Genomic DNA, 19,550 nt, shown 5'->3' on the forward strand with positions numbered 1-19,550 from the left:
AGGTGCCCGCGAGGCCTCACTCCACGACGACGTCGTCGCCGCGGCGCAGCGCCTTCCTGACCCGCAGCCGCAGGAGGTGCGCGTAGCCGCGGACGAGCTGGGTGTAGCCCGGGGTCGGCCCGTGGTAGCCGAGGAAGCCGCGCGGGCCCTCGACCATGTCCCCGGTGCGGACGTCGTAGCGCGCCTGGTGCCACGGGCAGACCAGGCAGCCGTCGGCGTCCAGTGACCCCTCCGACAGGTCGGCGAGCTGGTGGCGGCAGCGGCGGGAGAGGGCGGAGTACTCCCCGTCGCGGTTGACGACGGCCCACTTCCCGGCCCGGCCCACCGTCCCCGGGGGCAGCCGGTCGGCGGGGATGCGGTCGGACTGGCTCACGGGGGTCCTCCTGGGCTCGGGGCGCGGTCGGGAGCCCACTACCCGGTGGTGCGCGTCCTACCCTGGGCGGCCGCTCCGGCGGCGACTCCCTCGTGCCCGACCTAGGGTCGGTCCGTGCGCCGGATGGTGGGAGTCCTCGCGGTCGCGGCGGCCCTCGTGCTCGCCGGCGGCGGCCCGGCGCTGGCCGAGCAGCCGTTCTCCGTGCCCGGTGAGGTGACCGACGTCGCCGGCGTGCTCGGCGGGGACGCCGCCCGGGTCCAACAGGCCGTCGACGACCGGCAGGCCGACGACGGCACGCAGGTCTTCGTCGTCTACGTGTCCTCCTTCGACGGCATCCGCTCCGGCGACTGGGCCCTGCAGACGGCGGAGGCCTCGGGTCTGGGCCGGACCGACGTGCTGCTCGCCGTGGCCGTCGGCGACCGGCAGTACGGCTACTGGGTCGACGACGCGTTCCCGCAGAACACCGACGAGATCGACTCGTTCCTCGCCACCGACGTCGAGCCCGAGCTCGCCGCCGACGACTGGGGCGGGGCGGCGGTGGCCTTCGCCGAGGGCATCGGCGGCTCCTCCGGCGCGGGCGGGTCGGACAGCGGGTCCGGCGCGGTGACCGCGGCGGTGCTCGGCGGGGTCGCGGTCGTCGGCACCGGTGCCTACCTGGTGTCCCGCTCGCGGCGCCGGCGCGGGACACAGCCACCGCCGGCCACCCGGCTGGAGCGGCCCGACCCGCACGCCGGCGTGCCCACCGAGGAGCTGCAGGGCCGGGCCAGTGCCGCGCTGCTCGACCTCGACGAGGCGGTGAAGACCTCGCAGCTCGACCTCGACTTCGCCAGGCTGCAGTACGGCGAGGCGGCGGTGGCCGGGTTCACCGAGGCGCTGGGGCAGTCGCGGCAGGAGCTGACCCGGGCGTTCTCGCTCCGTCAGCGGCTCGACGACGAGGTGCCGGAGGACGAGCCGACGCGGCGGGCGCTGCTGGCCGAGATCCTGCAGCTGACCTCGACCGCCGACGCCCGGCTCGACGAGCAGGCCCAGGCCTTCGAGCAGCTGCGCGACCTCGAGCGGACCGCGCCCCAGGTCCTGGAGGGGCTCGCCGCGCGGATCACCGCGCTGCACGGCCGGCTCCCCCAGGACGAGCAGCGGCTGGCCCGGCTGCGGCAGCGCTACGCGGCCGCCGCGCTGGCGCCGGTCGCGGACAACGTCGAGCAGGCCCGGGCCCGGCTGGCCGCCGCCGAGCACGAGGCGGCGGAGGCCCGCGCCGCGCTGGACGCCGGACGGTCCGGGGAGGCGGTGGGCGACCTGCGCGCGGCCGAGGACGCCGCCGCCCAGGTGGGCACGCTGCTCGACGCCGTGGGCCGGCTCGAGCGCGACCTGGAGGACGCGGCCGCCCGCCTGCCCGCCGTCCGCGCCGAGACCGAGGAGGACCTCGCCGAGGCCCGCGCGCTGGTGGCCGCCGGGGACGCCGGCGGGCTGCGGCCGCAGGTCGCCCGCGCCGAGGCCGGGCTGGCCGCCGCCGACGAGGCGATGGCCGTCGTCGGGGGAGCGCTGCCCGACCCGCTCACCGCGCTGCGCCGGCTCGAGGAGGCCGACCTCGCGCTGGAGCAGGCGCTGGCCGTGGCGCGCGACGCGCAGACCCGTGCCCGCCGGGCGGCCGCCGCGCTGGACCAGACCCTGCTGCGCGCCCGGTCGACGGTGGCCGCGGCCGCCGACTTCGTCGCCACCCGGCGCGGCGCGGTCGGGCCCGAGGCACGCACTCGGCTGGCCGAGGCCCAGCGCCACCTCGACGCCGCGGGGGGGATCGGCGGCTCGGATCCCCAGGCCGCGTTGCAGGAGGCGCAGCTGGCCGACCAGCTCGCCCAGCAGGCGCTGCAGTACGCGCAGTCCGACGTGTCGGCCTGGTCGTCGGGCTACGGCGGTGGGTACGGCGGCGGCTACGGGCCCGGCTACGGGCCCGGCCACGGGCCCGGCCACGGCGGGGGATACGGCGGCCGCGGTGGGGTGGACCTGGGCAGTCTCGTGCTCGGCGGCATCCTCGCCGGGGGCATGCGCGGCGGCGGGTTCGGCGGCTACGGCGGCGGGTTCGGCGGGGGGCTCGGTGGCGGGCGCGGTGGCGGGTTCGGCGGCGGGGGCCGGCCGCGCGGCGGCGGCTTCGGCGGTTCCCGCAGCCGCGGCCGGTCCGGCGGCGGCCGCTTCTGACGCCCGTTCGTGTGCACTTCCGCGGAAGTGCACACGAGGGGTCTGCCGGAGTGTCGGTGCCCGGTGGGACGGTGCCCTCCCCACCCCGAGGAGGAACCATGCCCACCCGGAACACCCCCTGGCCCGACGGCACTCCCTGCTGGGTCGACTACGGCGCTGCCGACGTCGAGGCCGCCAAGTCCTTCTACGGCTCGTTGCTGGGCTGGGAGTGGACGGCGGACTCGCCGGAGTTCGGCGGCTACGTCAACGCGCTCAAGGACGGGCGCCAGGCCGCCGGCCTCGGTCCGCTGATGGAGCCGGGCGCCTCGCCCTCGTGGACGACGTACTTCGCCGCGAGCGACGCCGCGGCCACCTGCGACCGCATCCGCGCGGCCGGCGGCACCGTCGTCGTCGAGCCGATGGAGGTCGGGCCGATGGGCACGATGGTCGTGGCGCGCGACCCGCAGGGGAACCAGTTCGGCCTGTGGCAGGCCGGCACCCACACCGGCGCCGAGGTCCACAACGAGCCCGGCTCGCTGGCGTGGAACGACGCCGCCGTCGACGACCCGGCCGCCGCGCAGGCCTTCTACTCCGCGGTGTTCGGCTTCCGCTTCGACGAGCTCGAGGGCATGGGCGGCTACGCGACCTTCGCCACCGACGAGCGCCCGCTGGGCGGGCTCGGCGGCGTGACCCCGGGGGCGCCGAAGGGCTGGACCACCTGCTTCTCCGTCGCGTCCACCGACGAGACGGTCGCCGCCGTCGAGGCCGCCGGTGGGAAGGTCACCATGGCCGCGCAGGACACCGAGTTCGGCCGGTTCGCCGTCGTCACCGACCCATGGGGCGCGGCCTTCTCTGTGATGCAGTGACGTCGTCGTGCTGAGGGAGGACCCGCTGCCGGAGGTCCTCCCTCAGCCGCGGACCTGGCCGTAGGTGTGCTCGGGACGGAAGCGGACCACCAGGCGGCGGTCGGCCACCATCGCCCGGCGGTAGTCGTCCCAGTCCCCGTGCTCGCCGGAGGCGCCGCGGTAGTAGGTGATCAGCTCCTCCACGGTGGCGTCGTGCGGGTCGGCCGCCACCGGGGTGAGCTCCGCGGTGCCCTCCACGGCCACCCAGGTCCAGAAGTCGTCCGACGAGACGTGCAGGGTCACCCGCGGGTCGGCCTGGAGGTTGCGGGTCTTGGCACGGTCGGCGGTCACCGACACCCGGAACAGCCGCTGCCCGGCGTCGTAGGCGTAGCCGACGTTGGACACCTGCGGCCGGCCGTCGCGCTTGACCGTGGCGAGGACCCCCCAGCGGCGCCCGGCCACGAAGTCGAGCATGCGGTCGTCGACGGTCATCGCACCCTCCCGCGGGCCTTGAGCGGCACCGACGGCAGCGCCGGCGAGAGCTGGCGCTCGTCGTCGGTGAACCCCGGGACGATCCCGAACCGCTCGTCCTCGGCGTTCCACCGCTCGGCGTACTCGACGATCTCCTCGCCGGAGCGGCCGACGAAGTTCCACCACATGACCAGCCGCTCCTCGAACGGCTCGCCGCCGAGCAACAGCAGCCGGGCGGGCGCGTCGGTCCGGATCCGCACCGACCGGCGTCCGGTGCCGAGGTAGAGCATCGCCCCGTGGCCCAGCGGCGCGCCCTCGACGTCGGCCCCGCCCGCGGCGCCGAGCAGGGCGTGCTCGAAGGCCGGCTCGAGCGGCACCTCGACGTCGGCCCCGGCGACGAGGTCGAGGTCGACGCCGACGATCGGGGTGTGCGCGGTGCCCGGCGAGGTGTCCCCGGCGAAGGAGCCCAGGAGCACCGTGGTGGTCAGCCCGTCGGAGGTCGTGCCGGGCAGGGTCGTGTGGTGCTCGAACGCCGGCGCGGTGTCGCGGGTGGCGTCGGGCAGCGCCACCCAGAGCTGCGCGCCGTGCAGGAACCGGGGGTGCGGCACCGGCGACTGCTCGGCGTGCGCGATGCCGTGCCCGGCGGTCATCAGCGCCAGCTCGCGCGGGCCGAACGTGACGTCGCTGCCCAGGGAGTCGCGGTGGTGGACCCGGCCCTCGATCAGCCAGGACACCGTCTGCAGCCCGGTGTGCGGGTGCGGGGTGACCTGCATGCCGGCGCTGCCGGACACGTCGTCGGGGCCGTAGTGGTCGACGAACGCCCAGGCGCCGACCATCCGCCGGCCGAGGGTGGGCAGCAGCCGCCGCACCGGGGTACCGGGGCCGAGCACGACCTCGCGGCCGGGCAGCAGGTCGAGGGCCGGGCCCGCGGGGGTCCCGTCGAGCCCGCCCAGCTCGCGCGGGACCGGCCGCGGTTCGGTGTCGCTCATGACCGGCTTCCTACTCCTGTCCGGCCTCGCCGTGGACCCCCGCGTGCGGGACGGTGGGGGCGGCGGAGCGCACTGCGGGGACCGAGCCGAGCCGCCCGGCGCGGAAGTCGTCGAAGGCCTCGACGAGCTCCTGCCGGGTGTTCATGACGAACGGGCCGTACATGGCGATCGGCTCGCGGATCGGCCGGCCGCCCAGGACGACGACGTCGAGCGCCGGGGTCCGCGACTCCTGGTGCACCGCGCCGCGGACGGTGACGGTGTCGCCGGGGCCGAGGACGGCGAGCTGCCCGGTGCGCACCGGCGCCCCGTCGATGCCCACCGAGCCCGCGCCGGAGAGCACGTAGACCAGCGCGTTGAAGTCCGGCCGCCACGGGATGTCGAGGGTGGCGCCGGGCGCGATCGTCGCGTGCACCATGGCCATCGGCGTGTAGGTGGAGCCCGGGCCGGTGTGCCCGCCGACCTCTCCGGCGATGACCCGCAGCAGGGCGCCGGCGTCGGGGCTGGCCAGCAGCACCGACTCCCGCGCGCGCAGGTCCTGGTAGCGCGGCTCGACCCACTTCTGCGCCCGCGGCAGGTTCACCCACAGCTGCAGGCCGTGGAACAACCCGCCGCTGGCCACCAGCGCCTCCGGGGGCCGCTCGATGTGCAGCACCCCGCCACCCGCGGTCATCCACTGGGTGTCGCCGTTGCTGATCGTCCCTCCGCCGCCGTGCGAGTCGGCGTGCTCGAAGGTGCCGTCGATGATGTAGGTGACGGTCTCGAAGCCGCGGTGCGGGTGCCAGGAGGTGCCCTTCGGCTCGCCGGGCGCGTACTCGACCTCGCCCATCTGGTCCATGTGCAGGAACGGGTCGAGGTCGCGCAGGTCCACACCGGCGAAGGCGCGGCGCACCGGGAACCCCTCGCCCTCGAAGCCGGCGGGCGCCGTCGTCACCGAGCGGGTCCGGCGGCGGACGGTGCGCGGGGCGGGCAGCGGGACCCGAGGGAGTGTGGTGGTGTCCTCGACGGTCACGGCGGGCATGGCCGGCCTCCTCGTTGAGCGCTCAACTGGTGGCGACTGTAGCGCCGGACCGCCCTCGTGTCTTCCCGCGGACCGCCTCCGGTCAGGAGGCGCGTTCCCCGCGGTCGGCGCCGGCGGCGTCCGGCGGGCCGTGCTCGACGATGAGCGCGGTGTTGGCGACCTCGGCGTCGTCGAGGTGGACGGCGTCGCGCGGGTCGGTGGTGTCGAGCAGCCGTGTCTCGTGCCCGCGGCCGACGACGAGGACGACGTCGGCCGGGCCGGCGGCGCGGACCGCTGCGGAGATCGCCGCGCGCCGGTCGGGCACCGTCCGCACGGCCGCTCCACCGCCGAGCAGTCCGATCCGCAGCTCGCCGATGATCGCGGCCGGGTCCTCACCGTGGCTGCCCTCGTTGGTCAGCCAGACGACGTCGGCGGCCCGGGCCGACTCGCCGAGCCCCTGCCGCTTGGAGCGGTCGCGGCGGCCCCGCGCGCCGAGCACCAGGTGCAGCCGCCCGCCGGGGCCGCGCAGGTCGCGCGCGGTGGTGATCGCCGCGGCCAGGGCGCGCGGCGTGTGCGCGTAGTCGACGACGACGACCGGGCGCCCGGCCCCGCCGAGCACGGTGTTGCGCCCGCGCGGCGCGGCGACGCCCGCGAGCCCGTCGGCGATGGCGTCGGCCGGGACGCCGAGCGCCCGTCCTGCCGCCCACGCCGCGGCCAGGTTGGTCACGTGCACCCGCCCCACCAGCGGGCTGGACACCCGGTGCCCGCCGGTGTCGTCGCCGAGCAGCACCTCGGTGCCGGCCGCGCCGGTGCGCCAGCCGAGCACCCGGACGTCGGCGTCCGCGGCCGACCCCACCCGCGTCACCGGCACCGGCGCCTGGTCGGCCAGCCGCCGTCCCCAGGGGTCGTCGACGACGACGACGCCGGCCGCCGACCGGTCCCGCTCGAACAGCCGCGCCTTGCTCGACCAGTAGTGCTCGATCGTGCCGTGGTGGTCGAGGTGGTCCTCCTCGAACCCGGTGAACACCGCGACGTCGAAGCGGAGGCCGTCGATGCGGCCCATGTCCAGCGCGATGGAGGAGGCCTCGACGACCGCCCGCCGGGCGCCGGCCTCGACCATCCACCGCAGCAGCTCGTGCAGCTCGGGGGCCTCGGGCGTGGTCAGCGCCGTGCCTCGTGTCCGGCGGCCCACCGCCGCCCCGAGCGTGCCGACGACGCCGGTGGGGGTCCCGCCCGCCTCGAGGACGCCGCGGACCAGCGTGCTGGTGGTCGTCTTGCCGTTGCTGCCGGTGACGCCGACCAGGTCCAGCGCGTCGGCGGGGTCGCCGGCCAGCAGCGCGCCCAGCGGTCCGAGCTGCGCCCGCACCGACGACACCGACAGCGTGGGCAGCGCGACGTCGACCGGCCGGTCGGCCAGCAGGGCCGCGGCGCCGGCCCGGGCGGCCGCCGCGGCCCAGCGGTGCCCGTCGCTGGCCGCGCCGCGGACGCAGGCGAACAGCGAGCCGGGGACGACCCGCCGGGAGTCGGTGACCAGGCCGCGCACGAGCAGGCCGTCGTCCCCGCCCGACCGGGTGACCGGCCCGCCGGGGACACCCCGTGCGCGGTGCTCGACGGCCGACCAGCTCACCGCGGGGAGGTGCACCACCCGGACGATAGGCGGGGCGCGACCTTCTTGCAGGTCGACCGGTGGCGCACCGTCAACGGAGCAGGCGGGCGACCCCCGTCAGGCCCTCCTCGACGTCGGCGTCGGGCAGCACCTCGGTGCGCTCGGCCAGCCGGGGCCGCCACGCCGGGGGCGCCTGCTCCAGCCAGCCGGCGCCGGCGTCGGTCAGCCGGCCGTCGGAGCGCAGCGGCGCCCAGCCGCGCAGGAACCGCAGCCCCTCGGCGGCGGTGACCAGTGTCTGCGCCACGCCGCGGCGGCGGTACACCGGCTCCACGCTGACGGTGTCGACCAGGCCGGAGCGGGTCCACCAGCGCACCTCGGCGATGCGGTCGGTGGGGGCGACGCCGACGGCGGCCACCTCGTGCACCCCCACCAGCGAGCCGGGCCGGAAGGCGTTGCCGCGGAAGGCCAGCAGCGAGGTGCAGGGCACCGGGGAGGACGCGTGGTGCACCTCGGCGAACCAGATCGGCGGGCAGCGGTCGGAGATCTCGTCGGCGACGTCGATGCGGACGACCCGGCCGTCGGCGGCGCGGTGTCGCACGTCGACCTGCCAGCCGGCGGGACGGCGGCCCCGGGCGTCGACCGCGGTCATGTCGACCGGGGTGCCGTCGGGGAAGCGGTCGGAGTTGACGGCGACCAGCGAGTACTCGACCGGGCCGGGGCCGCGGCGCAGCAGCCGCGCCCACCACAGCGCCGTCGTCTCGGCGGCGGGCACGGGGAGCAGGGGTGCGGCCAGCGGGGGGACCGCCCGCAGGCGGGGGGTCGCCGGCGCCGGGACCGTCGCGTAGTGGGCCGCAGAGTGGGCCGCTGCCGTCGTGCTCATGTCGTCCTCCGCTCGTCCGCCCCGGGCACCCGGGGTGTGCTGGGGACGACTCTCCGGACGCCACTTGCGACGGCCTTGGGGTCCACTAGCGGCCGGTGTCAGGCGGTCGCCGGGCGCCGTCGCGGTCCGGCGATACTGGGGTCCTCATGACCTGGACCCGCCGGTGAGCGCCCCGCTGAACCTGCTCAACCTCGAGCGGGTGTCCAAGGCCCACGGCACGACCGTGCTGCTCGACGACGTCTCGCTCGGCGTCGCGGCCGGGGAGCGGATCGGCGTCGTCGGGCGCAACGGCAGCGGCAAGTCCACCCTGCTCGGTGTCCTCACCGGTCGCGAGGAGCCCGACAGCGGGCGGGTCACCCGCCGCGGCGACCTCGCCGTCGGCACCCTCGACCAGTCCGGCACGCTCCCGCGGGGGACGACCGTGCGCGACGTCGTGCTGCCGGCCGGTCTGTTCGCCGCCGAGCACGAGTGGGCCGCCGACGCGCGGGTCCGCAGCGTGCTGACCGGTCTGGAGCTCGACCGGCTGGGCCTCGACAGCCCGGTGGCGCCGATGTCGGGTGGCGAGCGGCGCCGGGTCGCGCTGGCCGCGCAGCTCATCCGCCCGCTGGACCTGCTGGTCCTCGACGAGCCGACCAACCACCTCGACGTCGAGGGCGTCGCGTGGCTGGCCGACTTCGTCACGCGGCGGGTGGGCGCGCTGGTGGTCGTCACCCACGACCGGTGGTTCCTCGACGAGGTGTGCACGCAGACCTGGGAGGTCGCCGACGGCGCGGTGCACTCCTACGAGGGCGGCTACGCGGCCTACACCCTGGCCCGCGCCGAGCGGGCCCGGGTGGCGGCGGCCACCGAGGAACGACGCCTCAACCTCGTGCGCAAGGAGCTGGCCTGGCTGCGCCGCGGCCCGCCCGCGCGCACCAGCAAGCCGCGGTTCCGGATCGAGGCCGCCGAGGCGCTCATCGCCGACGAGCCGCCGCCGCGGGAGACCGTGCAGCTGGAGGGCTTCGCCTCCCGGCGACTGGGGCGGACGGTGTACGACGTCGAGGACGTCGACCTCGCCGTGCCCTCCGACGCCGGACCGCGACCGCTGTTCCGCGACCTGACCTGGCACGTCGGTCCCGGCGACCGGATCGGCGTGGTCGGGGTGAACGGGGCGGGGAAGACCTCGCTGCTGCGGATGCTGGTCGGCGAGGTGGAGCCCGACCGCGGCCGGGTGGTGCGCGGGCAGACCGTGGCGCCGGCCTACCTGTCCCAGCACGTCACCGAGCTGCCCGCCCGGCTGCGCGTGCTCGAGGCGGTCCAGGAGGTCGCCCGGATCGCGCGGATCGGCCGGCAGGAGGTGTCGGCGTCGTCGCTGGCCGAGCGGTTCGGCTTCCCGGCGTCGCGGCAGTGGACGCCGGTGGGCGACCTCTCCGGCGGAGAGCGCCGGCGGCTGCAACTGCTGCGGCTGCTCATGGCCGAGCCCAACGTGCTGCTGCTCGACGAGCCCACCAACGACCTCGACATCGACACGCTCACCCAGCTCGAGGACCTGCTCGACGGCTTCCCCGGCACCGTGCTCGTCGTCAGTCACGACCGGTACTTCGTCGACCGGGTGTGCGACTCGGTGGTGGCGCTGATGGGCGACGGCTCCCTGGCCGCGCTCCCCGGCGGCGTCGAGGAGTACCTCGCGCGCCGGGCCGCCGGCGAGGCGGCCCTGCCGTCGGCGGCCGCCGGGCCCGCCCCGGCCGCGGCTCCCGCGCCCGTAGGCCCGTCGGCGGCCGAGGTGCGCGCCGCCCGCAAGGAGGCCGCCCGGCTCGAGCGCCGGCTGGAGCGGCTCGGCGCCGAGGAGGAGCGGCTGCACGCCGACCTCGCGGCCGCGGCCACCGACCACGCGCGGGTGCTGGAGCTCGACGCCCGGCTGCGGGCGCTGCACGCCGAGAAGGAGCAGGTCGAGACCGACTGGCTGGCCGCCGCGGAGCTCGCCGAGGGCTGACCCGCGTCCTCCCTCACCGCAGCGCGTCCTCCCTCACGGTGGGACGTGAGGGGGGACGCGCCGCGATCAGGTCACCTGATCCCGGATCAGGCGGCGACGGCGGCCTCGGCGCGGGTGCGGGCGAGGATCCGCAGGCCGACGACGACCGCGGGGACGGCGCCGACCAGTGCGAGGGCACCGTGGGTCAGCGGCGAGAAGGGGATCACCGCGGAGGCCACGAGGCAGCCCACGGTCGGGACCAGCAGCCACCAGCCGGTGACCCCGGCGCGGGCCAGACCCACGTAGCCGACGATCGGGCCGAGGAGCCCGAACAGCGTCAGCACGCCGACGACCGCGACGCCGGGGTCGGCCCCGACGGCGTCGTAGAGGCCCAGGGCGGTGGCCGGGTCGAGCTCGCGGCCGATGGCGCCGGTCCAGTAGTCGTAGAGCACGAAGCCGGCCACGGTGACCAGGCCGATCGCCGACATCAGCGCCCCGACGACGGTCGGGATGCGGCCGCGGCGACCGCGGACCAGCGTCGGGACGGCCAGCCAGGCCAGGGCCAGCGCCATGTTGCCGTAGTGCAGCAGCATCGCCGAGAGCGTCGTGCGGCCCTCGTCGCGACCCAGGGCCGCGATGTAGTCGGCCGCGGCCTGGGAGTCCTGCGGCGGCGAGGTCACCATGCCGGCCACGTAGAGCAGCGAGCCGGCGATCAGCGCACCGCCGGCGATCGGCAGCATGAGCGAGCCGGCGCTGCGGACCGGGCGGTCCGCGGTGGCGGCGGGGGTGCGGGTGGGGAGCGGGGAGGTGGTCATCGGTCCTCGTCGGTCGGGCACCACGTCGGTGCGGTGCGTCGGCGAGGACTCTGCGGCCGGACCCGTACCGGGCACGTCCGTCGCGGCGGACCGGTCGCCGTCCGTCGCACGGGGGAGGCGCCGCGCCCGTCCATCGGCCGCGTGGGTGATCCCCGGTGACCTCCGCGGCACCTACCGTGCTCGCCGTGCCCCGCTGGTCCTCCTCACCCACCGCGCGCCGGCTCGTCTGGCCGGTCGTCGGGCTGCTGCTCGCGCTGCTGTCGCTCGTCGAGACGGCGATCGACGAGGCGTTCGACTTCCCGCTGCACACCGCGCTGCCCGGCGTCCTCGTCGGCGTGCTCGTCGCCGCCTGCGTCCCGGCGCCCGAGGCGGCCGCGGTGCTCGGCGCGCTGTCGGTGCTCGGCAACTACGCGCTGGGCACGCCCGGCCCGGGCGGCGCCCAGCTGGTCGGCATGGCGCTGCTGGTCGGGCACGCGGCCGCCGTCCTGCCGCTGCGGCGCGGGCTGCGGGCCGCCGTCGTGGCCACGCTGGTCGTGGTGGTCGCGGGCGTCGCGTTCGGCCCCTCGACCTGGGAGGGCGTGTTCTACCTGCTCGTGACGGCGGCGGCCTGGGGCGTGGGGGTGCTCGTCCGGCAGTCGCGCGAGCGCGCGCGGGAGCTGCAGGTGCTCGCCGCCCGGCTGGCCGAGCAGCAGGAGGCGGTCGCCGCCGCGGCCACCACCGCCGAGCGCGCCCGGATCGCCCGCGAGGTGCACGACTCGGTCGCCCACGCGGTGAGCGTCATGGTCCTGCAGATGGGCGGCCTGCGCCGGCTGCTGCCCGACCACCCCGAGGCCCAGGACGTGCTCCTCGGGCTGGAGCGGCTGGGCCGGGAGTCGGTCGACGAGATGCGCCGGGTGGTCGGCATCCTGCGCGAGGGGGCGGCCGGGGACGCCGGTCCGCAGCCCTCGCTGGCCCGGCTCGACGCCGTCCTCGCCGAGCTGCGGGCCGGCGGCATGCCGGTCGAGCTGGTCGTCACCGGTGAGCCGGCCGAGGTGCCGCCGCTGGTCGACGTCTCGGCCGTGCGCGTGGTGCAGGAGGCGCTGTCCAACGTCGTCCGGCACGCCGGCGCCGCGGCCACGCGCGTGGAGGTGGCCTGGACGCCGGGCCGGGTGACGGTCACGGTCACCGACGACGGCCGGCCGCGCCTCGAGCCCGCCCCGCACGCCCCGGGCGGCCACGGGCAGCTGCACATGCGCGAGCGGGTCGCCGTCGCCGGTGGTGACCTCGACGTCGGCCCGGTCCGCGGTGGCGGCTACCGGGTGCGGGCGGGCTTCCCCGTGCCGGCGCCGGTCGCCGTGCCGCCCGCGGCGGTGGGCGCGTGACGATCCGGGTGGTGCTGGTCGACGACCAGTCGATGATCCGCACGGGGCTGCGCATGGTCCTCGCCGCCGAGCCCGACATCGAGGTGGTCGGCGAGGCCGCGGACGGGGCCGCCGGGGTCCGGGTGGTCACCGAGCTCGTGCCCGACGTGGTGCTGCTCGACGTCCGCATGCCCGGCACCGACGGGCTCGAGGCCGCGCAGCAGATCCTGGCCGGGGGCCTGCCGACGCGGGTCGTCGTCCTCACCACCTTCGACGAGGACGAGTACGTCACCGCCGCGCTGCGCGCCGGCGTCAGCGGCTTCCTGCTCAAGGTGGCCCCGCCGGAGGACCTCGTGGCCGCGGTGCGCACCGTGGCCGCCGGCCAGGGGCTGCTGGACCCGGCGGTGACCCTGCGGGTGATCCGGTCCTTCGCCGGCGCCCCCGCGGCCGACCCCGGCCGGGCCGCCGCGCTCGCCCAGCTCACCGAGCGGGAGACCGACGTCCTCGCGCTCGTCGCCGCCGGGCTGAGCAACGCCGAGATCGCCGCCCGGCTCTACCTGGGCGAGGCGACGGTGAAGACGCACGTGAGCCGGGTCCTGCTCAAGCTGGGGCTGCGCGACCGGGTGCAGGCGGTCGCGTTCGCCTACGAGTCGGGGCTGGTGACACCGGGTAGATAGGCTGGGGCCTGCCGCCGGCCGTCGCCGACCGACGTCTGTGGTCCCCGAGCCGCCCTCCGACTCCCGGGAGACCCGTGATCGCACTGCTGTCCCTCCACCTGCTGGCTGCGCTGCTGGCACCTCTCCTCGTGCGGTGGTGGGGCAGGCAGGCCTTCCTCGTCCTGGCGCTGGTGCCGGCCGCCGGCTTCGTCTGGACGGTGCTGCAGCTGCGCACCGTCCTGGCCGGCGACGAGGTCCGCGAGACGGTGCCCTGGATCCCCGCCCTCGACCTCGACGTGGCGCTGCGCCTCGACGCCCTCGCGCTGACCTTCGCGGCGCTGGTGACCGGGATCGGCGCCCTGGTCTTCGTCTACTGCGCACGCTACTTCGAGCCCGACGACGAGGGCACCGGCCGCTTCGCCGGCAACCTCACCGCCTTCGCCGGGTCGATGCTGGGCCTGGTCCTGGCCGACGACCTGCTGCTCCTCTACGTCTTCTGGGAGCTCACCACCGTCTTCTCGTTCCTGCTCATCGGCGGGTCCGGACGCCGGCTGGCCTCGCGGCGCGCGGCGTCGCAGGCGCTGATCCTCACGACCGCCGGCGGGCTGGCCATGCTGGTCGGACTGGTCCTCGTCGGGCAGGCCAGCGGCTCGTTCCTGCTCTCCGAGGTGGTCGCCGACCCCGGCAGCGGCACCGCCATGGTCGCCGGGACCGCGTTGGTGCTCGCCGGGGCGGTCACCAAGTCGGCGATGGTCCCCTTCCACTTCTGGCTCCCGGCCGCGATGGAGGCGCCGACGCCGGTGAGCGCCTACCTGCACGCCGCGGCCATGGTGAAGGCCGGCATCTACCTCGTCGCCCGGCTGGCGCCCGGCTTCGCCGACGTCCCCGGGTGGCGGCCGGTCGTGCTGGGGCTCGGGCTGGCCACGATGCTCGTCGGCGGCTACCGCTCGCTGCGGCAGAACGACCTCAAGCTGCTGCTGGCCTTCGGCACGGTCAGCCAGCTGGGGTTCCTGCTCGTCCTGGTGGGCGGGGGCAGCCGCGAGCTGGCCGCCGCGGGGCTGACGATGACCGTCGCCCACGCGCTGTTCAAGTCCACGCTGTTCCTGACCGTCGGGGTCGTCGACCACTCGACCGGCACCCGCGACCTCCGGCAGCTGTCCGGGCTGGGCCGGCGGCTGCCCGTGCTCGCCGGCGCCGGGCTGCTCGCCGGGGCGTCCATGGCCGGCGTCCCGCCGCTGCTCGGCTTCGTCGGCAAGGAGGCGGCCTTCGCCGCGCTGTGGGAGGGCGGGCTGCCCTCGCGGACCGCCGCCGCCTTCGAGCTGACCGGCCTGGTCCTCGGCTCGGTCCTCACCGCCGCCTACACCCTGCGCTTCCTGTGGGGCGCCTTCGCCCGCAAGCCCGGGGTCCCCGACACCGACCCCGCGCACCCGCCCGGCCCGCTGTTCCTCACCGCCCCCGGGCTGCTGGCCCTCGCTGGCCTCGCCGCGGGGCCGGCCAGCCCGCTGCTCGCGCCGCTGGTGACGACCTACGCGGAGGCGCTGCCGCTGCTGGCACCGGAGTACGAGGAGCTGGCCCTCTGGCACGGCTGGAAGCCGGCGCTCGCGCTGTCGGCGGTCACCCTGCTCGGCGGCGCCGCGCTGTTCGCGCTGCGGGACCCGCTGTACCGCTTCCAGCGGCGGCGGGCCGTCGGTGCCTCGGCCGACGAGGGTTACTGGAACGTCATCCAGGCGATCGACCGGCTCGCGGTTCTGGTCACCGGCACCACCCAGCGCGGCTCGCTGCCGGCCTACCTCGGCACGATCCTCGTCGTGGTGCTGGCCCTGCCCGGCACCCTGCTGCTCACCCGCGCCCCCTGGCCCGGCGAGTGGCGGGCCTGGGACACCCCGGTCCAGGCCGTCGTGGGGGTCGTCGTCGTCACCGCGGCGGCACTGGCCCTGCGGATCCGCCAGCGGCTCTCGGCCGTGCTGGTCGTCGGTGTGACCGGCTACGGCCTCGCGGTCGTGTTCGCGCTGCAGGGCGCCCCCGACCTCGCGCTCACCCAGTTCCTCGTCGAGACGCTGACCCTCGTCGTCTTCGTGCTGGTGCTGCGCAAGCTGCCCAAGGACATCACCGAGCGACACCGGCCACGGGAGCGCGCCGTCCGCGGCGTCATCGCCGTCGCCGTGGGGGCGTTCATGGCCGCCGTCGGGGCGGTGGCGCTGTCCGCCCGCACCGCGACGCCGGTGTCGGAGGGCTGGCCCGGCCCGGCCTACGAGTTCGGCGGCGGCAAGAACGTCGTCAACGTGACCCTCGTCGACATCCGCGCCTGGGACACCCTCGGCGAGATCTCCCTGCTGGTCGTCGCGGCCACCGGCGTCGCCAGCCTCGTCTTCCTCCGCGGGCGCACCGGCGGGGTCGACCGGGCGACGCGGGCCGACCTGACCCAGCGGGCCCGGCACGGCCGGCGGGCCCCGCGCAACCGCTGGCTGGCCGCCACCGCGACCCTCGACCCGGCCCGCCGCTCGGTCGTGCTCGAGGTGGTCACCCGGATCCTCTTCCACACGATCGTCGTGTTCTCGCTGTACCTGCTCTTCTCCGGGCACAACGAGCCCGGCGGCGGGTTCGCCGGCGGCCTGGTGGCCGGCCTCGCGCTGGTGCTGCGCTACCTCGCCGGCGGTCGCTACGAGCTCGGCGAGGCCGCGCCGGTCGCCCCGGGGCTGCTGCTGGGCAGCGGGCTGCTGTTCGCCGGCGGCACCGGCGTCGTGGGGCTGGCGCTGGGGGCCGGGGTGCTGGAGACGGCGATCCTGGAGGCCACGGTGCCCGTCCTCGGCGACGTCAAGCTCGTGACCTCGCTGTTCTTCGACATCGGTGTCTACCTGATCGTCGTCGGCCTGGTCCTCGACGTGCTCCGCAGCCTCGGCGCCGAGCTCGACCGCCAGGAGGACGAGGCCGACCCCGTCGAGCTCACCCCCGGGGAGATGGTGCTGCGATGACCCCCACGGTCGTGCTGCCGCTGATGATCGGCGGTCTCTACGCGGCGGGCGTGTACCTGCTGCTCGACCGCAGCCTGACCCGCGTGCTGCTGGGCTTCGTCCTGCTCGGCAACGCCACGAACCTGCTGCTGCTGTCCAGCGGCGGGCCGGCGGGCCTGGCGCCGATCCTGGGCTACTCCGACCCCGAGGAGATCAACGACCCGCTGCCGCAGGCGCTGATCCTCACGGCGATCGTCATCACCTTCGGTGTCTCGGCGTTCCTGCTGGCGATCATCCACCGCTCCTGGCGACTGGTGCGCGAGGAGGTCGTGGGCACCGACGAGGAGGACCGCCGCGTCGCCGCCCGGCGGGCCACCGACGCCGACGAGCTCGACCCGGACGAGCTGTCCCCCGACGACCGCATCGCCGGGCACGCCGACAGCCTGTCCCGGGAGGCCGAGGACCTCGCCGACGACGTCGACCTGCCCGCCGGGAGCGCCCGCCGGTGATCGAGGTCCTCGCCCCGCTACCGGTGCTCCTCCCGCTGCTGGGAGCCGCCGGCGCCCTGCTGGTCAGCGGGCACCCCACGTTCCAGCGGACGCTGAGCACGGTGGTGCTCACCGCGGTGCTCGGCGTCTCGGTGGTCCTGCTCCTCGTCGCCGACGCCGAGGGGGCGAGCGCGGTCTCCGTCGGTGGCTGGCCGGTGCCGCTGGGCATCGTCCTCGTCGTCGACCGGCTCTCGGCGCTCATGCTCGTCGTCGCCTCGACCGTGGCGCTGGGCGTCCTCGTCTTCGCCATCGGCCAGGGCGCGGCCGACGGGCAGGAGGAGACGCCGCTGTCGATCTTCCACCCGACGTTCCTGGTGCTGGTCGCGGGCGTGGGCAACGCCTTCCTTGCCGGCGACCTGTTCAACCTCTACGTCGGCTTCGAGATCCTGCTGATGGCCTCCTACGTGCTGCTCACCCTGGGCGGCACGGCGCCGCGCATCCGCGGCGGCATCACCTACATCGTCGTCAGCCTGACCAGCTCGCTGGTGTTCCTCGCCGCGATCGCGCTGACCTACGCGGCCACCGGCACGGTGAACATGGCCCAGCTGGCGGTGCGGCTGGGCGAGCTGCCCGAGGGCACCCAGGTGCTGCTGCAGTCGATGCTGCTGATCGCCTTCGGGATCAAGGCCGCGGTCTTCCCCCTCTCGGCCTGGCTGCCCGACAGCTACCCGACCGCCCCCGCCCCGGTCACCGCGGTCTTCGCCGGCCTGCTCACCAAGGTCGGCGTCTACGCGATCATCCGCACGCAGACCCTGCTGTTCCCCGACGGCGCCCTCGACGACCTGCTGATGTGGGCGGCCCTGGCCACGATGCTGATCGGCATCCTCGGCGCGGTCGCGCAGAGCGACCTGCGCCGGATGCTGTCGTTCACCCTGGTCAGCCACATCGGCTACATGGTGTTCGGCATCGCCCTGGGGACGGCGGCCGGGCTGGCCGGAGCCGTGTTCTACGTCGCCCACCACATCGCCATCCAGACCACGCTGTTCCTGGTCGCCGGGCTGGTCGAGCGCCAGGGCGGCACCACCTCGGTCAACCGCCTCGGCGGGCTGGCCCGGCGCGCCCCGCTGCTGGCGGCGCTGTTCTTCGTGCCGGCGATGAACCTCGCCGGCATCCCGCCCCTGTCGGGCTTCATCGGCAAGCTCGGCCTGCTGCAGGCCGGGGTCGCCGAGGGCAGCGCGCTCGCGTTCACGCTGGTCGCCGGCGGGGTGGTCACCAGCCTCCTCACCCTGCTGGCGGTCGCCCGCGTCTGGACCCGCGCCTTTTGGCGTCCGCCGAGCCAGCCGCCGGCCGAGGACACCGCGGCCGCCGCGGCCGCCGACGCCACCTCGCGCCGCCGCCCGGGCGGGGGAGCCGGTGACGACGGCGCGGCGTCGGACGACGGCCGGCCGCGCACCGCGCTGCAGGACGCCTGGCGGCGGCACACGGCGGTGGCGACGGCGGCCGAGCCCGACCTCCCGCCCGCGGCCGGGGCGGTCCGGGCGCTGCGCCCGCTGCCGCGCACGATGGTCGGTGCGACGACGGCCCTGGTCGCGCTCACCGTCGCCCTCACCGGGCTGGCCGGACCGCTCTACGGCCTCGCCGACCGGGCCGCCGTGGACCTGCTCGACCGCACGCCCTACCTCACGTCGGTGTTCGGGGCGGGTGGGGCGGCGTGAGCGTCGAGCCCGCGGCCACCCGGCTGCGCCACCAGGTCCCGCTGGTCGTCTGGCTGGTGCTGGTGTGGGTGCTGCTCTGGGGCACCTGGTCCTGGGCGAACCTGCTCTCCGGCCTGCTCGTCGCGCTGGCCGTGCTGGTGTTGCTGCCGCTGCCGCACGTGGTCGGCGGCGCCCGGGTGCGCCTGCTGCCGATGCTGGTGTTCCTCGGCCACTTCGTCGTCGACCTGGTCGTCTCCGGTGCCGAGGTGGCCTGGCAGACGCTGCGCCCGGGCGGCGTCCGCAGCACGGCCATCGTGCAGGTGCAGCTGCGGGTGGACTCCGACCTGCTGCTGACGATGGTCGCCGAGGCGACCTCGCTGGTCCCCGGGTCCCTGGTGCTCGACCTGGACCGGGAACACCGGGTGATGACCTGCCACCTGCTGCCCGCGCGCGACCTCGACCACGTGGCGCGGAAGAAGGCCGGGATCCTCGTGGTCGAACGGCGCCTGGTCCAGGCGTTCGGCTCGGCCGCGGACATCGCCGCCCTCGACGGGCTCCGGAGCACGGGGGTGTCGACGCCGTGACGGTCGTGGACTTCGCGCTGTACGCGCTGATCGGCGGGGGAGCGCTGCTGGCGCTCGTGCGGCTGGCCCTCGGCCCCTCGCTGCTCGACCGGGTGGTCGCCACCGACACCCTGCTGGTCATCATCTCCGCCGGCCTGGCGGTCCACGCCGCGCTGGTGGGCGACCCGACGCTGGTGCCGGTGCTGGTCGTCGTCTCGCTGCTGGCCTTCGTCGGCTCGGTGTCGGTGGCCCGCTACATCGGCGGGATGCTGCTGCGCTCGGCCAGCGGGGACGGCCGCGACCTCGGCCTGCCGGTGGCCGCGGAGGAGCGGGAGACCGGGTCGTGACCGCGGTGACCGACGTCGTGGCCCTCGCCTGCCTGCTGGCCGGCGCCTTCCTCTGCCTGACCGCCGGGCTGGGCCTGGTGCGGTTCCCCGACGTGCTCTCGCGGATGCACGCCGGCACCAAGCCGCAGGTCGTCGGGGTGCTGCTGGTCATGGTCGGGGCGGCGATCCGGCTCGAGGGCTGGGCCAACGCCTGGATGCTGCTGCTGGTGGCGGCCTTCCAGCTGCTCACCGCGCCGGTCAGCGCGCACCTGGTGAGCCGAGTGGCCTACCGCCGCCGGCACGTGCGCCGCGACCTGTTGCTGGTCGACGAGTACCGCGGCGCCGGGCACCAGGACGAGCGGTACCACGGCGACGAGCCCGGCGACGCCCCGCCCGAGGCCGGCCCGGCGGGATCGCCGGGACCCCGCTGAGCCGG

At 76.2% G+C, this 19,550-nt stretch carries 18 protein-coding genes; 11 read left to right on the forward strand and 7 right to left on the reverse strand.

Annotated elements, in window-relative coordinates; translation table 11 throughout:
- Positions 1 to 16: 16 nt before the first annotated feature.
- On the reverse strand, positions 17 to 373 hold the full coding sequence (locus ACI79O_RS02050; RefSeq protein WP_456891522.1) for a Rieske (2Fe-2S) protein: 357 nt from the start codon (positions 371 to 373) through the stop codon (positions 17 to 19).
- Positions 374 to 496: 123 nt separating this feature from the next.
- Between ACI79O_RS02050 and ACI79O_RS02055 the strand changes: the two genes are divergently transcribed.
- Both ACI79O_RS02055 and ACI79O_RS02060 read left to right on the forward strand, forming a co-directional pair.
- Positions 497 to 2,563: a TPM domain-containing protein gene (locus ACI79O_RS02055; RefSeq protein WP_456913342.1), complete on the forward strand. Its 2,067-nt coding sequence runs from the start codon at positions 497 to 499 to the stop codon at positions 2,561 to 2,563.
- A 98-nt stretch (positions 2,564 to 2,661) separates the two neighbouring features.
- A complete protein-coding gene (locus ACI79O_RS02060; protein WP_456891524.1) occupies positions 2,662 to 3,408 on the forward strand; it encodes a VOC family protein in 747 nt (248 codons plus the stop codon).
- A gap of 42 nt (positions 3,409 to 3,450) precedes the next feature.
- On the opposite strand, the gene ACI79O_RS02065 is transcribed toward ACI79O_RS02060, so the two are convergent.
- From ACI79O_RS02065 to ACI79O_RS02085, 5 genes are all read right to left on the reverse strand, one after another.
- The gene (locus tag ACI79O_RS02065; RefSeq protein ID WP_456891526.1) at positions 3,451 to 3,879 is read right to left on the reverse strand and encodes a PPOX class F420-dependent oxidoreductase; all 429 of its coding nucleotides are present in this window, start codon (positions 3,877 to 3,879) and stop codon (positions 3,451 to 3,453) included.
- A complete protein-coding gene (locus tag ACI79O_RS02070) occupies positions 3,876 to 4,847 on the reverse strand; it encodes a pirin family protein (protein ID WP_456891528.1) in 972 nt (323 codons plus the stop codon). Before ACI79O_RS02070 ends, ACI79O_RS02065 begins: the two co-directional genes overlap by 4 nt.
- Positions 4,848 to 4,857: 10 nt before the next feature.
- Positions 4,858 to 5,865 (reverse strand): pirin family protein, encoded by a 1,008-nt coding sequence (locus ACI79O_RS02075; protein ID WP_456891530.1) that lies wholly within the window; start codon positions 5,863 to 5,865, stop codon positions 4,858 to 4,860.
- Positions 5,866 to 5,947: 82 nt separating this feature from the next.
- Positions 5,948 to 7,486, reverse strand: coding sequence for a Mur ligase family protein (locus ACI79O_RS02080; RefSeq protein WP_456891532.1), 1,539 nt, complete (start codon positions 7,484 to 7,486; stop codon positions 5,948 to 5,950).
- A gap of 55 nt (positions 7,487 to 7,541) precedes the next feature.
- Positions 7,542 to 8,330 carry a hypothetical protein gene (locus ACI79O_RS02085; protein WP_456891533.1) on the reverse strand — a complete coding sequence of 263 codons (789 nt, stop codon included), beginning with the start codon at positions 8,328 to 8,330 and terminating at the stop codon, positions 7,542 to 7,544.
- Between the two features lie 163 nt (positions 8,331 to 8,493).
- On the opposite strand from ACI79O_RS02085, the gene ACI79O_RS02090 reads away from it, so the two are divergent.
- Positions 8,494 to 10,302: an ABC-F family ATP-binding cassette domain-containing protein gene (locus ACI79O_RS02090; protein ID WP_456913240.1), complete on the forward strand. Its 1,809-nt coding sequence runs from the start codon at positions 8,494 to 8,496 to the stop codon at positions 10,300 to 10,302.
- An 86-nt stretch (positions 10,303 to 10,388) separates the two neighbouring features.
- On the opposite strand, the gene ACI79O_RS02095 is transcribed toward ACI79O_RS02090, so the two are convergent.
- A complete protein-coding gene (locus ACI79O_RS02095) occupies positions 10,389 to 11,096 on the reverse strand; it encodes a hypothetical protein (RefSeq protein WP_456875348.1) in 708 nt (235 codons plus the stop codon).
- A 185-nt stretch (positions 11,097 to 11,281) separates the two neighbouring features.
- On the opposite strand from ACI79O_RS02095, the gene ACI79O_RS02100 reads away from it, so the two are divergent.
- The 8 genes from ACI79O_RS02100 to mnhG all read left to right on the forward strand — a co-directional run bounded on the left by ACI79O_RS02100 (position 11,282) and on the right by mnhG (position 19,545).
- Positions 11,282 to 12,457 (forward strand): sensor histidine kinase, encoded by a 1,176-nt coding sequence (locus ACI79O_RS02100; protein ID WP_456893393.1) that lies wholly within the window; start codon positions 11,282 to 11,284, stop codon positions 12,455 to 12,457.
- Entirely contained in the window at positions 12,454 to 13,113 is a 660-nt protein-coding gene (locus ACI79O_RS02105) for a response regulator (protein ID WP_456913241.1), read from the forward strand. Before ACI79O_RS02100 ends, ACI79O_RS02105 begins: the two co-directional genes overlap by 4 nt.
- A gap of 74 nt (positions 13,114 to 13,187) precedes the next feature.
- Complete coding sequence (locus tag ACI79O_RS02110; RefSeq protein WP_456913242.1) at positions 13,188 to 16,064, forward strand: Na+/H+ antiporter subunit A; 2,877 nt, start codon at positions 13,188 to 13,190, stop codon at positions 16,062 to 16,064.
- Positions 16,061 to 16,552 carry a Na(+)/H(+) antiporter subunit C gene (locus tag ACI79O_RS02115; protein ID WP_456875352.1) on the forward strand — a complete coding sequence of 164 codons (492 nt, stop codon included), beginning with the start codon at positions 16,061 to 16,063 and terminating at the stop codon, positions 16,550 to 16,552. Before ACI79O_RS02110 ends, ACI79O_RS02115 begins: the two co-directional genes overlap by 4 nt.
- Entirely contained in the window at positions 16,549 to 18,246 is a 1,698-nt protein-coding gene (locus ACI79O_RS02120; RefSeq protein ID WP_456913244.1) for a Na+/H+ antiporter subunit D, read from the forward strand. The genes ACI79O_RS02115 and ACI79O_RS02120 overlap by 4 nt, the downstream gene beginning before the upstream one ends.
- On the forward strand, positions 18,243 to 18,809 hold the full coding sequence (locus ACI79O_RS02125; RefSeq protein WP_456913245.1) for a Na+/H+ antiporter subunit E: 567 nt from the start codon (positions 18,243 to 18,245) through the stop codon (positions 18,807 to 18,809). The genes ACI79O_RS02120 and ACI79O_RS02125 overlap by 4 nt, the downstream gene beginning before the upstream one ends.
- Entirely contained in the window at positions 18,806 to 19,135 is a 330-nt protein-coding gene (locus ACI79O_RS02130) for a monovalent cation/H+ antiporter complex subunit F (protein ID WP_456893402.1), read from the forward strand. The genes ACI79O_RS02125 and ACI79O_RS02130 overlap by 4 nt, the downstream gene beginning before the upstream one ends.
- The gene (gene mnhG, locus ACI79O_RS02135) at positions 19,132 to 19,545 is read left to right on the forward strand and encodes a monovalent cation/H(+) antiporter subunit G (protein ID WP_456913246.1); all 414 of its coding nucleotides are present in this window, start codon (positions 19,132 to 19,134) and stop codon (positions 19,543 to 19,545) included. The genes ACI79O_RS02130 and mnhG overlap by 4 nt, the downstream gene beginning before the upstream one ends.
- Positions 19,546 to 19,550: the final 5 nt, after the last annotated feature.

This window comes from Geodermatophilus sp. SYSU D00696, assembly GCF_054050235.1.

Excerpts from the sequence above, each read along its gene's own strand:
- ACI79O_RS02055 (WP_456913342.1), top strand. The coding sequence starts at position 497 with ATGGTGGGAGTCCTCGCGGTCGCGGCGGCCCTCGTGCTCGCCGGCGGC.
- ACI79O_RS02060 (WP_456891524.1), top strand. The coding sequence starts at position 2,662 with ATGCCCACCCGGAACACCCCCTGGCCCGACGGCACTCCCTGCTGGGTC.
- ACI79O_RS02065 (WP_456891526.1), bottom strand. The coding sequence starts at position 3,879 with ATGACCGTCGACGACCGCATGCTCGACTTCGTGGCCGGGCGCCGCTGG.
- ACI79O_RS02070 (WP_456891528.1), bottom strand. The coding sequence starts at position 4,847 with ATGAGCGACACCGAACCGCGGCCGGTCCCGCGCGAGCTGGGCGGGCTC.
- ACI79O_RS02075 (WP_456891530.1), bottom strand. The coding sequence starts at position 5,865 with ATGCCCGCCGTGACCGTCGAGGACACCACCACACTCCCTCGGGTCCCG.
- ACI79O_RS02085 (WP_456891533.1), bottom strand. The coding sequence starts at position 8,330 with ATGAGCACGACGGCAGCGGCCCACTCTGCGGCCCACTACGCGACGGTC.
- ACI79O_RS02095 (WP_456875348.1), bottom strand. The coding sequence starts at position 11,096 with ATGACCACCTCCCCGCTCCCCACCCGCACCCCCGCCGCCACCGCGGAC.
- ACI79O_RS02115 (WP_456875352.1), top strand. The coding sequence starts at position 16,061 with ATGACCCCCACGGTCGTGCTGCCGCTGATGATCGGCGGTCTCTACGCG.